The sequence below is a fragment of the Kribbella sp. NBC_00382 genome, from assembly GCF_036067295.1.
In the GTDB taxonomy this organism is placed as follows: domain Bacteria; phylum Actinomycetota; class Actinomycetes; order Propionibacteriales; family Kribbellaceae; genus Kribbella.
Genome location: NZ_CP107954.1, coordinates 7,127,862 through 7,141,358, shown reverse-complemented (window position 1 = coordinate 7,141,358; position 13,497 = coordinate 7,127,862). Strand labels below are relative to the sequence as shown.

Here is a 13,497-nt window from a genome sequence, read left to right as displayed (position 1 = left end):
CCGGCCCCAGGGTCAGGCCGAGGCGAGGCCGGCCACGATCGAGTCGATGTTGTTGATCAAGGACAAGTGGCCTTCGCCCGCCACCAACTGCGTGGTTGCGCCGGGGACGTGCTCGCCGAGCCAGCGGCCGTGGTCGCGCGGCACCATCCGGTCCTGGTCGCCTTGCCAGATCGAGACCGGGACCCGGATGCTCGCAAGGTCGACACCCCAATCGGCGAGAAAGGCGAGGTCGTCGTCGCGCCAGCCGTCGTACCCGCGGGAGACGGCGGCCCGGCACGAAGCGGCCAGGTAGTCGGCAAGGCCGCCATGGAGAGCAGTCTGATCGACCGCGGACAACAGATCGCCGAAGGCAGCGATGATGTCGTCAGGCTGGACGTCCTTCAACTCCGCACTCGCCTCGGCCAGGTAGGTGTCGAGCGCATCCTTGCCGATCGCCGCCGCTCCGAACTCGGCGACATTCTCGTCACCCATCCCGGCCAGCCAATCGAGCCCCTCGGCGTCGTACGGCGCCACGCCCGCGATGACCGCCGCCGCCCGGCACCTGTCCGGCAACAAGGCCGCACAGGCAAGAGCATGCGGCCCGCCACCCGACCATCCAAGGGTCACGAACTCGTCCGCGCCGAGTACGTCGAGCAGCGCACCGACATCGTCCGCGACATCAGCCACCCGCCGACCCGGCTGCGGCGTGCTGTCGCTGTACCCCGGCCGACTGTGAGTGACGAACCGCAACCCATGTCGCGCAGCCGCCTCGACAATCGGCTCCAAGGCCATCGCCACACCCGGCGTGCCGTGGTGCATCACGAGCGGCCGCCCATCGGCAGGCCCCTCGACCAGGTACTCCACAACCCGGCCATCGCCGATTTCGAGTCGCTTCATAGCAGCATCCTAGGCACGGTCCAGCTGCCTGGCTTGATCTTCCGGTTCGCACGACGAGCAGTAGGCGAGCATCGGCTCGTAGAGCGTCCCGTCCGTAGGCAACGTGATCGAGCGCTGGTCGCGGGCCTCCTCACCGGGGCGGGGGAGTTTGTCGCCGAGGTCCTTGAGGACCCCCTCCACCTCGCGGGTCAGATCGTTCAGAGCTCGCCAGATCCCGTCCCCGACCCGCCACTCGACCGACATCACCCGGCTGTGTGCTTCGTAGACCTCGAGGGCCCGGCGGACCAGGTACGTGACCGCGTGGCAGTGGTTGCGGTTGCGCAGCACCCGCCGGGTCGACTGCTGGTGCTCGGCCTCCTCGAAGGTCGACACGACGACCGACCGCTCGGACTCGGTCGACTGCGCGGCCGTGATGGCGTTCTGGGTGAACTGGTCGGAGACCGTGGTCACCGACGATCCGCTGGCCAGCGAGGTCTCGGTGGCGAGGGAGAACTCGCCCTGGACGGTGGGCGCGCCGAAGAACCCGGCCAGGCCACCGCCGGCCGACACCGAGGTGTCCATCGAGGTGCGGATATCGGTCAGGGTCTCGGCGTACGCGGCGGCGGACGCGAACCGGCGGGTCTGCGACAGCGCGCTCATCGTCTGCCGGAACGACGAGTGGACGGACAGCCGCTGTTCCTCCGACCGCACCCGGCGGTACCGGTCGTACTCGTACAGCACGACCTTCTCACCGGGCAGCAGAGTCGTTGTGTACAGCAACGGTCCCTGCTGCTGGCCCAGTAGCCGGAGGCAGTGCTCGTAGGTGACTCGGAGCTCCACCCGGCCCTGTTCGATCCGGCCGACATCGAAGACGCGAGCCTCGTAGAAGTACTGGCAGCGGTCGAACGGGAGCCATGGCACCGGCCGCGGGCTCCGGCACTCGCTCGGAGTCTCCTCCTCGCAGTTGCCACCGCACCCGGTGCAGTCCTCGGAACTGTCACCTGTGGCGCAGGCGGTCAGCATCAGCCGCTCGGCGTTGACCCGCCCGTAGCCGACCTCGTCGTTCCAGGTACCGGACGGTTTGCCGGCCACGTTCGCGTAGGCGTACAGGGCGGGCGAGATCTTGTCGCAGGTGCTCTCGATCATCTGTCGCACGGCGACGTTGTCGAGCTGTGGTCGCAGGCTGAACGCCAACGCGCCCAGTCCGGCCACGGCAGGAGTCGCCGACGATGTCCCGTTGAAGAAGCCGAAGTAGTCGCCGGCGTCGTACCCGTCGCCGCCGAGCCGGTCGGTCGTCGGGATCTCCAGGCAGGGAGCGACGACGTCGACATCGGGACCGTAGGAAGCTCCCCACCAGTCCTCGGCGGACGCGTCACCGGTGCGCTTGCGTTCGTCACTGCGGTTGGAGCCGCCGACGCACAGCGTGCGCGAGTCACTTCCGGGGAAGCGGGCGACGGCGCCGTCCTCGTTGCCGGAGGCCGCGACCAGAAGCAGACCCTGGTCGTGCGCGTACTGCAGCGCGTCCCGGATCAGGTCGAAGTCCCAGGCTCCCCACGACTCGTAGACGCCGAAGCTCATCGAGACGACCTTGGCGCCGTTGTCCGCCGCGAAGTAGAGACCTTCGGCGACGTCCACGTCGGCCCAGGTGGAGGTGGCGATGGCCATCACGCGGCATCCGCCGGCCACCCCGGCCACGCCCTGGGAGTTGTCGAGCCTAGCTGCGATGATCCCGGCGCAGGCAGTGCCGTGGTCTCCGGTCGGGCTGCCGTCTGGAGTGTCGGAGGACGCGTTCCACGACTGCGGGTACAGCGAGAGATCGGGGTGACCCAACTCGACTCCCTCGTCGATCACCGCCACAACGACATCGGGCGAACCACGCACGATCTGCCATGCCCGAGGCACCTCCATCCGTTGCAATCCCCATTGGCTGCCGAACTGCGGATCATTCGGGACGAACTCGCCCGCGGGCGGCCGGCAGTTGCCCCGGGCCGCCGATACCGAACAGGTCGGCGAGACGAAGGGCACGGTCTCGAACCGGACGACGGCCGCACCGGCGACGCCTCTGGCTTCAGGCGAGCCCGCAAGCCTGGCCGCCACAGACAGCGCCGTACCGTTCGTCACCCGCATCACGGAGTACTCCGGCAGCCGGCTCTGGCGCCCCGGATCCGGTGCCAGGTCTGGTGTTCCCGTACTCCTGGCCGCGTCGAGGATCTGCTGCCGGACGTAAAGCCTGGTCGGGTTGACGGTGAAGACAGCACCGGAGGCCGCTGCCTCGTTCGCCGCCCGCTCGGCGCCCGCGGCCCGGTACGCCGGTGCCACCCACTCGACCAGCGGGCTGGACCCGAGCTGGTCGACCAGCTCCTCGTCGCCGGCGGATCCGTCCCCGCGTCGTACCCACCAAAGCCCGTCGGTCTGATTGACCGCGAGAACGGGCCGGCGGTCGGTATCACCGATCGACGCCTGCTCGACCCCGGTCTCCGCGAGCAACTCTTCCTTGCCCCCGCGCTCCGCCCCGTCACGCCACCGGATCGCCAACAGTTCGGCGACCAGAGTGCTCGCGCCTGCGGCCGGATGCTCGAAGCTCTCCGGGAATCCTCTTTCACTCAACGACATTTCGCCCACCCCTAGGCCAGAACCGGAATGCGCTGACGCGCATCTTCTACTGGCTCGGAGCCGCGACCCGGGCTGCTGATACCACTACGCCGCTATCCGAACGGCAGACCGGGCCGGATCCCGTGAGATCCGGCCCGGATTGGTGGTGTGGAGGTCAGTTGACGATGATCTTGTCGACCTCGATCGTGACGCCCTTGACGAGTGGCGTGGAGGTTCCGGTGGTGACTGTTCCGGTTCCCTTCTGCACACCCTTGATGTTCATCGAGTAGGTCAACGAGCCACCGGGGGCTCCCGGCGTACTGGTGATGCGGTAGTCGCTCACCGGGGGACCGACGATCTGGCTGCCGGCGGTTCCCTCGAGGTTCTCCGCCCCGACCGTCAGGCCGTAGGCAGGCCCGGGGTCACCCAGTGGTGACGGGTAGGCGAAGGTGATGTCCTCGGCGCCGTTGACACCGATCCACTGCTGGAACACCTTCTGGTCGTTCGTGCCGAACAGGTTGACCCGCCATTCGATCGCGATCCAGGTAGCCACCCCATCGGTCAGCGTGGTCGCATAGACGCCCGGCGCGGCCGTGCCGTCCAGGTCGGTCCAGTACGGCGCGAGCACGTTGTTCGGCGGGGTGGGATCGGGCAGGGTCTGCGGAATGAACTGGACGATTTCGCCCGGCGCCGTTCCACCGGCGACCGAGTAACCGTCCGAAGTCACACCGATCCGGGTGTAGGTCTGACCGGCGAACTGGTACGCCGGAACGTTGAAGTTCAGCGCCTCCTCGTCCCCGATCGAGATCGGCGTGGCGCCGAACGAGTCGAGCGGCAGGTAGCCGAACAACTCGCCCGGCGCGATCACCGGTTTGTCCGGCTGACGTCCGGCCAGGGTCGCGGTCTTGGTCGCGATCTGGGTGCCGACCTTGGTCGCGCCGGTGACGCTGTTCAGCCGTAGCTGCGAACTCAGCGTGCTGACCGCCGTCACATCGGTGGTCTTCAGGCTGTTGTTCTGTACGGTCACCGTGCAGGTCGACGCCCCGGTGTTCCGCGGAATGCTCGACGGCGTGCAGGTCTGGTCGATCGGCACGATGCCTTCTTGGCGGAAGAACGCGACGGGCAGGTGCAGGGCACGGCTGCCGCCGACCTGCTTGAGGTTGACCTGGCCGAAGTACTGGCCCTCGGGCAGGTCGGGTGCGGTGATCGCGATCGTCAGCTTCTGCGTCTTGCCCGCCTTCACCTGGAAGACCGGTGGCAGCACGGTGATGTTCGCGCCGCTGACCGTCGTACCGGTGGCGGTGAAGTTGAGCGTCTGGTTGGTGACGTTCTTGACCGTCCGCTCGGCCGTGATCAGGCCTGGCATGGTCGGCGCGTTCACCGACGGCAGGTTGAGGTCGATCCGGTTCAGCGGGTCGGTGGCCGAGGCCGCATAGTTCGCCGCCGTCTCGTCCATGGTCAGACCGGGGTCGCCGGCCTTGGTGAGGTCGATGCGGCCGCCGCCGTAGTCGAACGGGTCGGCCTGGGTGACGCGGTCGGGTTTCTTGACCGTCGTCTTGCCGGTTGTCTCGAGGGCGGATTTGACCTGGCCTGGTGTCCACGTCGGGTGCAGGGCGAAGACCAGTGCGGCCGCGCCGGCTACGTGTGGTGAGGACATCGAAGTACCGGCGATCGCTTGGTACAGGTTTCCGGGTGGTCCTTCGGCCGGGGATTCGGGCGTCGGCGTCAGTCCGGCCAGGATGTGCAGACCGGGTGCGGTGACGTCGGGCTTGAGGAAGTCGCCACCGGGGCCGCGGGACGAGAAGTACGTCATCACGTCGCCCTGCCAGGTGGTCTTGGTGCCTTGCGTGAACTTGGCGGTGGTACCGGGGTGTGCTGCGAGGAAGGCCAGCAGGGCATCGCCGTCGGGCTTCTCCAGCTGGACGGCCGGCAGCCAGTGGTTGTCGGTGAACACGTCGAACGGGTCGGAGTTGTACATCAGCATGCCGGCCGCGCCGCCCTGCAGGATGTTGAAGCCCTTCAGCACGCGGCCGGCCGTGAATTGGCAGGCGACGATCTTGCCGACGAAGATGCCTGGCGGTGCCGGGTGGTTACAGGTCGCGTCGTTGTACGGCGGTGCGGACGCGAGGACGACCTGCGCCGGAGTACTGATGCCCGCGGTGATCGATGCGCCGGAGACCGTGGCGGTCGCGCCGCCACCCGTCAGCGTCACTGTCGAGCGGAAGGTGCGGCTCTGGGTCGACGCGGCGACCGTGGTGACCCACGGGCTGCGGTGGTCGGTCGTGTTCGCACCCGGACCGGAGTTGCCGGCCGAGGCGGCGACGAACACGCCGGCCGCGTACGCGTCCAGGAAGGCGAGTTCGACCGGGTCGCTGTACGGGTCGCTGCCACCGGAGATCGAGAAGTTGATCACCCGAACGCCATCGAGGATTGCCCGCGCGACGGCTGCTGCCGAGTCGCTCGGGAAACAGCCCTCGGCGCCGCAGACCTTGTAGACCGAGACGGCCGCGGCTGGAGCGATACCGAGAAGTGCGCCGCGGTCGATGCCCAGCGGGTTGGCGTGCGCGACAGCCCCACCAGCGGAGGTTGTGGCGGTGTGCGTGCCGTGACCGTTGGAGTCACGCGCGGAGTCGGGGTAGGTGTCGCCGCCGATCACCGCGTTGTAGGTGTCGAGGAACGGCCGGCCGCCGATCAGCTTGCGGTTGCAGACGAACGGGTCGTTCGCCGGTGTCAGCGGGTTGTCGCCGAAGTCGCACTCACGCGCGGCGCCGTCGGTGGTTGCCGCCGGCGCAGGCAGGTTGCCGGGGTCGGCGAACGAGGGGTGCTCGGGCCAGGCGCCGCTGTCCAGGATGCCGACGATGATGCCCTTGCCGGAGTTGGCCGAGCCACCCAGCTGGTTGTAGATCGTCGGGGCGCCGATGAAGGCGCCACTGGAGTCGGTGAGCAGCTGCTGCGGGTTGTCCTGCTGCACCGCGGTCACACCGGGCAGCTTCAGCAGGTCCTTGGCCTTGTTGGCCTGCACGCTCAGCGCTATACCGCCGTACACGGTGCGGAGCTTCTGTCCGGCTCGCGCGCTCGGGACCTTGTCACGCAGGGCGGCGAGGAAGGTGTCCTCCACGGCCGTCACGTGCTTGAGGTACTTGGTCGCGTTCGAGCTCTTCGGGTCGAGGCGCTTGCCGGTGACCGAGGGGCTGGTACCGGGCAGGTCCTTGAGACCACCCCGGTACGAGGCCAGCGAGTCGTAGTCGAGCTTGACGACGACCCGGACCTGTTTGGCCGAGGTGCTGTTGACGAGTGCCGGGTCGCTCTTGGCGAGCTGCCCGCTGGGTGACTTGGCGCCGTTGACCCTGTCGCTGAGCGTCAGTGGTGTGGCGCTCCAGGTCCGGCCGGTTCCGGTCGGGTCAGTGGGGGACGGATCGGCCGCCGACGCGCTCACTGCGGGCAGAGCGGCGGCGACCAGCAGGCCGGCGGACAGGCCGGCGATGGTGGTACGGCGGGTACTGCGGGTCCGGGTTCTGGACCTCATGTGGGCCTCCCGTGAAGGCAGATGACGCCGTCAGCGGAGGAAGTCGGCGCGGGACGCCGGGAAATGCCCCCAGGTATGACGCTTGCAGACCCCTCAGCCCGTTGACCGATCCCCCCCGGGTACCGGCGTACCGGCAGGCAACCCCCTCTGGCGCCCACCTGAGCCGAGGCTATGCCCACAACCTCACCTCGGATAGACCTCGGACCCCAGTGGTACGGCAGCACTCCCTTGGTGGACTGGGTCGTGGTTCTCGGCGAGAATGCGACCAGGGCGGTTCGCCCATTCCGAAACTGCGGTGACACCTGCGATGGACCAGCAACGGGAGCTCGAACTCGCCGAGCTCGTCGAGGGGGTGCGATCAGCCGATCCGGCGGCCTGGGAGGCGCTGACGGACCGGTACACGAATCTGCTCTGGTTCATCGCCCGCGGGATGCGGCTGAGCTCCGACGATGCGGCCGACGCGGTCCAGACGACCTGGCTGCACCTGGTGGAGCGGATCGACAGCGTCCGGCAGCCGGCCGCCATCGGCAGCTGGCTGGCCACGACGATGCGGCACGAATGCCTCGCGGTCCTGCGGCGGCGGGCCAAGGTAGTGGTGTCGGAGACCTGGGACGATCTGCCGGACGACGCCGACCCGCTGGACGACGGGCTGCTGCAGGACGAGCAGGATTCCGCGCTGTGGCGGTCGTTCCGATCGTTGAACCCGCGCTGCCAGGCGTTGTTGCGAGTGCTGATGGCGGACCCCGCGCCGAGCTACGCCGAGGTCGCGGCGGCGCTGGACATGCCGGTCGGCAGCATCGGACCGACCCGGCAGCGTTGCCTGGGCGCGCTGCGCGGCATCATGTCCGCCGGCGCGTACCCGTTCGATCCGAAGGCGACCGAACCCGGCGACGGACCGAGCTGAACGCCTAGCGCTGGATCTCGTCCTCGTCGTCGGGTACCTGCATCTGCTCGGGTGCCGTAGCGCCGAGTACGGGCCGGAGGCGCCGCATCGCCTCGTCGGTGAAGAGGCCGGCCAGGCAACCCGTCAGTACCAGGACCGTCACGCCTGCCGTGGAGGTCGTCTCGTCGCCGATGCTGATCAACCCCGTGTTGACGGCGACGACGGCGACCGAGCCGAGCAGGGCGGACCAGGCCGGCCTGAGCAGGTACCACCAGACGAATCCGCGTTCCAGGGTTTCCAGGCCGGCGCGTTGAGCGAAGACCATGCTCTGGTGGATGACGCTGCCGACCGCACCGGCGGCCGCGCCGACGATCAACAGGGACATGTTCAACGTGAGGCTGAAGTCAGGTCCCCACCAACGGACGGTGTGAACGGCGATCTTGCCGGCCCCGGCCGCCTCCTGGGCGGCCACCAGTCGCTCGGCGAGACCGTACGCCGTGACGAGACCGGCCAGCGCCAGTACCGCCTCGACGAAGTTCATCGTCCCGATCAGCCGCCGGGTGTTGGCCTTCATCGCGGCTTGTCTCCTGCGGCCTCCCAGGCCGCTCCGAACTGCTGCAGTGGTCATAACAGATCGAGGCGCGAACTCCGGTCCTGATACATCGCCGGATCTTCGCGCGGTGTATCAGGCCAGGGGATCGCTGCTCTGGTCGGTTGATGGAGGCAACGGGGGGAGACACGATGGACAGGCACCAGAGCCGGCATCTCGGCTGGCAGATCAAGGAGACCAAAGCCTTCAGCAGCAGGTCGCTGCTGCTCGGCATCCTCGCGTCGCTCATCTGCGCGGCGACCATCCTGGCGCTGGGTACCTTCGTGAACACCCGGCGAGGTCCGACTCCGACGGCCCCCGTGGCCATGCCGGCGGCGAAGCCCACGGTACGTCCGAAACTGACGCCGCCCGCCGAGAAGCACGCACCGATGAGGCCTTCGGACGAGCAGGCCGTCACGGGGTTCGAGGCACCGGCGAGCCGGCAGTGCCCGAAGACCACCGTGGGTGAGAGCGAGTCCTGCAAGCAGCTCGGACTGGGCAACGTCGGCGCCACTTCGCTTCAGGTCAGCACCTCGGAGCTCGGCGGAGAGAACGCCGGCGACTTCGTTCTCACCCGGAAGTGCGACGGCATGCTGAAGCCGGGCACGGCTTGCTCGATCAAGGTCAGGTTCCGGCCCACGGCGGCCGGAGTACGGGAGGCATTCGTCGTCGTCACCGTGAGCCCCGGCGACATCGCCCACCGGATCAGAATCACCGGCGCGGGCAACGACGAACTCCGGACCTCCGGCTTCGAGATCGCCCCGGACTGACGGCGTACCGGCAGGGCTGGCGCGCCGTGTCAGCGGCGTGTCAGTGGGCTTCGTGATAGTGGATCCGCAGCATCCCGCTACCACTCCCTGCCTGGAGGCAGACCGATATGTTCCACCGCATCGGGCGCGCCGTCGTCCGTCATCCCATCTGGACGATCCTCGCCTGGGTCTTCGTCGCGGCGGCGGTCGTCGCCACCGCGCCGAGCCTGCCGTCGAGTAGCGACGAGAGCAGCTTCCTGCCCAAGAGCTACGAGTCGATCCAGGCTGCGGAGCTCCAGCAGAGCGCCTTCCCCAGCAGCTTCACCCCGTCCGCGATCGTCCTCTACCAGCGTGCCGACGGCGGCAAGCTGACCCCGGAGGACCTGAAGGCGGCGGCCGGGATCACCAGCCAGCTCGGCGCCAAGAAGATCGACCAGGTGAAGCAGGTCGTGCCCGGCCCGCCGTCGAAGGACGGCAAGTACGTCATGGGCCTGGTCTCGATGAACGACGAAACCGCGGGCCAGCCCGCCCAGATGGACGCCGCCAAGGCGTTACGCAACGATGCCAAGGACCTCACGAAGGGCACCCAGCTGGAGGCCAAGCTCGGTGGGTCGGCGGCGCAGGGGCTGGACCAGCAGGAGTCGTCCAACCGCGCCAACGTGCTGACGTTCGTCGGTACCTTCGTCATCATCCTGCTGACCCTGCTGATCATCTTCCGCTCGCCGATCCTCGCGGTGCTGCCGCTGGTCGTCCTGCTCGCGCTGGTGTCCACCACGGCCAACGCGCTGATCGCCGATGCCTCCAAGCTCTTCGGGCTGGAGGCGAACAGTTCGATCTCGGCGCTGTTGATCGTCGTACTGCTCGGAGTCGGCACCGACTACTACCTGTTCCTGATGTTCCGGTACCGCGAACGGCTGCGGGCCGGCGATGAGCCCAAGCAGGCCATGATCAACGCGGTCGACCGGGTCGGCGAGGCGATCGCGTCCGCTGCCGGCGCAGTGATGATCTCGTTCCTCGCGCTGCTGCTGTCGACGCTCGGCTTCCTCAAGCAGATGGGCCCCGCGCTCGCCATCAGCGTCGCGGTGACCCTGATCGCCGCGCTGACGCTGTTCCCGGCGATCTGCTCGTTGATCCCGCCGCGGGCGCTCTTCTGGCCGTCGAAGGCGTGGCGCAAGGAGCCGGCCAACGCGCGCTTCGCGGCCCTCGGACGTGGAGTGCAACGCCGCCCTGGCCTGTACGCCGCTGTGTCCGGCGTGATCATGGTCGCGCTGGCGCTCGGTACGCTCGGATTCAAGGCCACCTTCGACCTGGCGGCCGGGTCGATGCCGGAGACCAAGGAGTCGATGGTCGTCCAGACCGAGATGCAGAACTCGTACTCGGCCGGCGCCGCGGAGCCAACGTCGGTGCTCGTCACGTCGAGCAGCGCTATCGATCAGTCGGCGCTTCCGGCGTACGAGAAGAAGCTTGCGGCGGTGTCCGGTGTTGCGGACGTCGCGCCTGCCGCGATGAGCAAGGACGGTAAGACCGCCAACATCACGGTCACCCTGAAGTACGGGTCAGCGACCGACGCGGCTTTGGACGTGATCACTGACGTCCGCGAGGTCGCGCATGCTGAGGCACCGGCCGGCTCGAAGGCGCTCGTCGGTGGGATGACGTCGATCTTCAAGGACATCAACGCGGCGGTGAACCACGACTACCGCACGGTCTTCCCGCTCGCCGCGCTGCTGATCATGGTCATCCTCGGCCTGCTGCTGCGGAGCGTGGTCGCGCCCTGGTACCTGATGGCCTCGGTCGGGCTCGGCTTCGCAGCGACCCTCGGCGCCACGGTCCTGATCTTCCAGAAGGGCCAGGGCCACTCGGGCCTGATGTTCATGTTGCCGGTGATCATGTACCTGTTCGTCGTTGCCATCGGCACCGACTACAACATCCTGATGATCTCCAGGCTCCGCGAAGAGGCCCGAGAAGGCCGCGATCCTCGCGAAGCAGCCAGTATGGCCATCCGCCACGCCGGTCCCACCGTCGCCGCGGCCGGCTTCATCCTCGCCGCGACCTTCGCCACCCTGATGCTGGGCGGCAACTCCCTCCTCACCGAAATGGGCTTCGCCGTCTCCTTCGGCATCGTCGTAGCCGCCTTCGTGATGGCCATGTTCTTCACCCCGGCCCTGACAGCCCTGATCGGCCACACCGCCTGGTGGCCCGGCCGCCAGGACCAGAAGAAGACCGTCACCCCGCAGTCGGCACCCGCCGAACCGCGCCCGCTCGACCTCTCGGCAAAGCACTGACGACCCCACCCTGTCGGGCCTTCGGCAACCACCGAGGCCCGGCAGGGTGGGCTGCGGTGTGGCTAGGCTGCGAAGCGTGAACGGTTTCGCGGGGTGGCCGCCGGAGGCCTTCGACGTGTTGCTTCGGCTGGAGGGGGAGCCTTCGGTCGAGGTTCGGCGGGAGTGCCGGCGGGAGCGGGAGGAGCTGGTCCGGCAGCCGATGGTCGAGTTGCTCGACGCGATGGCTTACGAAGACGCTGCCTACGAGGACTTCGCCGTCTGGAGGTACGGAGGGGTCTTGCTGGAGGCGTGGCAGCGGCAGGGCGCGATTGTCCGGTTGGGGCCGAACGTCGAGCTGTCGCTGCGGTTCGATCTGGACGGGCTGCAGGTCAGCCTGGCGTGGTGGTACGCGCCGCCGGTGCAGATCGAGCGGTACCGGGCGGCGGTCGCGGACTCCGGGTCGGGGCCACGGCTGGTCGCCGTCATTCGGAAGCTGGAGCGCGAGGGCTTCGAGATCTCCGGCGACCTGCTGAAGCGCCCGTTGCGGGGATATCCAGCTGACCATCCGAGGGCAGAGTTGCTGCGGCACAGGTCCGTCATCGCGACGCGGCCGCTCGGCGGTGACGACTGGATTCACACGCCGGCTGCGGCCGACCAGGTCCGCTTCACCTTCACTCAGCTACGCCCACTGGCCCGCTGGCTGGTTGAGCACGTTGCTACTTGAGCTCGTGTTCGCGATGCGAGCGGGCGGTGAAGCGCCAGAGGAGGCGTTGGAGGAGCAGGGTTGCTACACCGGCGCAGGTCATGCCGACCAGGTTGATGCCGAGCTGGGCGGCTGAGCCGCCGATCTGCGCTGGTGCCCAGACGGCGATCGACAGGGCGAGGTCGCCGGCGGCCGGTACGGTCGTGACCGAGATGAAGACGCCGACCAGCGCATTGGACCGGCCGGCCGTCTGCGAGAGGACGCCGGCGCAGCCTGCCAGGACGGCGACGACGACGGACCACCGGTCGGGACGCCAGATGAAACCGGTGAGTGGACGGTCCGCCGTCACATCGCCGACGTCGATCCAGCCACCGGCCCGGGCCAGCAGGGCGACCAGAATGGTCACCAGGATCGCCACCAGGAATCCTTTGGCGAGCAGTGCCAGCGATTGCGTGGCGAGCCCTCGCCGGCCCAGCGCGAGGCCGAGAGCCAGCGCGGCCACGACGCCGAACTCGGGGCCGACCACCATGGCGCCGACGACGAGGATCGACGAGTCGGTGATGACGGCGATGGCCGCGATCATCGTGGCGAGCGTGAGGAAGGCGTAGAAGGCCCAGGATCCTCGGGCTTCGGCATAGCCTTGGTCGACTACCGCGTCCCACACGACGGCGTCGTCCGGTGCTCCGGGAGCTGCTTGCTCGGTGTGCCACGCGTTGCGGGACGGCGCGGCGTCAACGGTGCTGATCGCGACCGCGCCGTCGTCGTACAGCCGCTGTTCTTTCAGCCAGCCAAGGATGTCGGAGGTCGCCTCCCGAGTGACGTCGCACTGCACGACATCACCCGCAGGCCGCTTCGCGGCGCCGGACAGTACGACGACGTTGGTCACCCGATCGTCGGCGACGAGGGTGCTCACGACCAGGTCGGTACGGTCGCTGGGGACGATGAGCCGGAGGTGCATCACGGAGGTCATGATGCCTGATCGGGCGATCCCGGCCCGCAGGCCCGAGGGCTTGCGGGCCGGCGTTGGTCAGTTGGCCTCGGCGATTCGCTCGTGGTGCATGATCACCTCGGCGATCACGAAGTTGAGGAACTTCTCCGCGAAGACCGGGTCCAGGCCCGCGTCGGTCGCCAGCGACCGGAGCCGGGTGATCTGCCGTTCCTCCCGGCCCTTGTCGGCCGGCGGGAGACCGCTGCGAGCCTTGAGTGCACCCACCTGCTGGGTGCACTTGAACCGCTCGGCCAGCAGGTGCACCAACGCGGCATCGATGTTGTCGATGGTGCCCCGCAGCCGGCCGAGTTCAGTAGACACATCCAGATCAGTCACCGCACTACTCTGCCA

10 protein-coding genes are annotated in these 13,497 nt (G+C 68.3%); 4 read left to right on the top strand and 6 right to left on the bottom strand.

What is annotated here, in order from left to right; translation table 11 throughout:
* Window positions 1-12: 12 nt before the first annotated feature.
* The 3 genes from OHA70_RS33715 to OHA70_RS33705 form a co-directional block, all read right to left on the bottom strand.
* A complete protein-coding gene (locus OHA70_RS33715; protein WP_328324619.1) occupies window positions 13-876 on the bottom strand; it encodes an alpha/beta fold hydrolase in 864 nt (287 codons plus the stop codon).
* Between the two features lie 9 nt (window positions 877-885).
* Window positions 886-3,468 carry a S8 family serine peptidase gene (locus tag OHA70_RS33710; protein WP_328324617.1) on the bottom strand — a complete coding sequence of 861 codons (2,583 nt, stop codon included), beginning with the start codon at window positions 3,466-3,468 and terminating at the stop codon, window positions 886-888.
* Window positions 3,469-3,622: 154 nt separating this feature from the next.
* Entirely contained in the window at window positions 3,623-6,973 is a 3,351-nt protein-coding gene (locus OHA70_RS33705) for a S8 family serine peptidase (RefSeq protein WP_328324614.1), read from the bottom strand.
* 307 nt (window positions 6,974-7,280) lie between these two features.
* On the opposite strand from OHA70_RS33705, the gene OHA70_RS33700 reads away from it, so the two are divergent.
* On the top strand, window positions 7,281-7,877 hold the full coding sequence (locus OHA70_RS33700; RefSeq protein ID WP_328324612.1) for an RNA polymerase sigma factor: 597 nt from the start codon (window positions 7,281-7,283) through the stop codon (window positions 7,875-7,877).
* A gap of 4 nt (window positions 7,878-7,881) precedes the next feature.
* Here the strand turns inward: OHA70_RS33700 and OHA70_RS33695 are convergent, their stop codons facing one another.
* Window positions 7,882-8,430 (bottom strand): hypothetical protein, encoded by a 549-nt coding sequence (locus OHA70_RS33695; protein WP_328324610.1) that lies wholly within the window; start codon window positions 8,428-8,430, stop codon window positions 7,882-7,884.
* A gap of 167 nt (window positions 8,431-8,597) precedes the next feature.
* Here OHA70_RS33695 and OHA70_RS33690 point away from each other — a divergent pair, with 167 nt between their 5' ends.
* The 3 genes from OHA70_RS33690 to OHA70_RS33680 all read left to right on the top strand — a co-directional run bounded on the left by OHA70_RS33690 (window position 8,598) and on the right by OHA70_RS33680 (window position 12,179).
* Window positions 8,598-9,215: a hypothetical protein gene (locus OHA70_RS33690; RefSeq protein WP_328324608.1), complete on the top strand. Its 618-nt coding sequence runs from the start codon at window positions 8,598-8,600 to the stop codon at window positions 9,213-9,215.
* 107 nt (window positions 9,216-9,322) lie between these two features.
* The gene (locus OHA70_RS33685; protein ID WP_328324606.1) at window positions 9,323-11,476 is read left to right on the top strand and encodes an MMPL family transporter; all 2,154 of its coding nucleotides are present in this window, start codon (window positions 9,323-9,325) and stop codon (window positions 11,474-11,476) included.
* A 76-nt stretch (window positions 11,477-11,552) separates the two neighbouring features.
* Window positions 11,553-12,179 (top strand): DUF2461 family protein, encoded by a 627-nt coding sequence (locus tag OHA70_RS33680; protein WP_328324604.1) that lies wholly within the window; start codon window positions 11,553-11,555, stop codon window positions 12,177-12,179.
* Here OHA70_RS33680 and OHA70_RS33675 read toward each other — a convergent pair.
* Window positions 12,172-13,128 carry a DUF389 domain-containing protein gene (locus OHA70_RS33675; RefSeq protein WP_328324602.1) on the bottom strand — a complete coding sequence of 319 codons (957 nt, stop codon included), beginning with the start codon at window positions 13,126-13,128 and terminating at the stop codon, window positions 12,172-12,174. The genes OHA70_RS33680 and OHA70_RS33675 overlap by 8 nt on opposite strands.
* Window positions 13,129-13,185: 57 nt before the next feature.
* Window positions 13,186-13,482 (bottom strand): chorismate mutase, encoded by a 297-nt coding sequence (locus tag OHA70_RS33670; protein ID WP_328324600.1) that lies wholly within the window; start codon window positions 13,480-13,482, stop codon window positions 13,186-13,188.
* Between the last annotated feature and the right edge of the window lie 15 nt (window positions 13,483-13,497).